The sequence below is a fragment of the Microcystis sp. LEGE 00066 genome (assembly GCF_015207925.1).
Classification (GTDB): Bacteria; Cyanobacteriota; Cyanobacteriia; order Cyanobacteriales; family Microcystaceae; genus Microcystis; species Microcystis ichthyoblabe_A.
The window spans coordinates 1-1,034 of sequence record NZ_JADEVX010000382.1; the positions used below are offsets into that span (position 1 = coordinate 1).

Sequence of the window (1,034 nt, forward strand, 5' to 3'; positions counted from 1 at the left end):
TCAGGGAAGATAAAGTTTTCGTGGGGTTGGTCTTGGGGAGCCATCCAAGCTCTCAGACCTTCGTTAAGCAGAATATTTTTAGTGTAGAAGGTTTCAAATTCCGGGTCTTCGGCCGCTCTCAATTCCTGAGAAACGAAGTCATAGGCCCGTAGATTAAGGGCTAATCCCACTACACCCACAGCACTCATCCATAAACCAGTCACGGGGACAAAGAGCATGAAGAAGTGTAACCAACGTTTGTTGGAGAAAGCGATGCCGAAGATTTGCGACCAGAAACGGTTCGCAGTGACCATGGAGTAGGTTTCTTCCGCTTGGGTGGGTTCAAAAGCTCGGAAAGTGTTGGAACCTTCACCGTCTTCAAACAGGGTATTTTCTACGGTCGCTCCGTGAATAGCACAGAGAAGCGCACCACCGAGGATACCAGCTACACCCATCATGTGGAAGGGGTTAAGGGTCCAGTTGTGGAAGCCTTGGAAGAAGAGAATAAAACGGAAGATACCAGCCACGCCGAAGCTAGGGGCAAAGAACCAGCTAGACTGACCGAGGGGGTACATCAGGAAGACACTGACGAACACCGCAATCGGGCCAGAGAAGGCGAGGGCGTTGTAGGGACGAATGCCGACTAAACGGGCGATTTCAAACTGACGTAGCATGAAGCCAATCAAGCCGAAAGCACCGTGGAGAGCGACAAAGGGCCATAAACCGCCGATTTGACACCAACGGGTGAAGTTACCTTGGGCTTCCGGTCCCCAGAGAAAGAGGATGGAGTGACCGAAGGCATCGGCGGGGGTGGAGACGGCTACAGTCAGGAAGTTGCCGCCTTCTAAGTAGGAACTGGCTAACCCGTGGGTGTACCAGGAGGTGACGAAGGTGGTGCCGGTTAACCATCCACCTAGGGCCATGAAGGCGCAGGGGAAGAGTAGTAAACCAGACCAACCGATGAAGACGAAACGGTCTCTTTTGAGCCAGTCATCGAGAGCATCAAACAGCCCTCTTTCTGGGGCGCGTCCGACAGCAATGGTCATGGGGGTTTT

Annotated in this window: 1 protein-coding gene; it reads right to left on the reverse strand. The window is 52.8% G+C overall.

What is annotated here, in order from left to right; all coding sequences use genetic code 11:
* The coding region (gene psbD, locus IQ224_RS23680) for a photosystem II D2 protein (photosystem q(a) protein) (RefSeq protein ID WP_043996166.1) at positions 1 to 1,025 on the reverse strand (1,025 nt) is incomplete at its 3' end.
* Between the last annotated feature and the right edge of the window lie 9 nt (positions 1,026 to 1,034).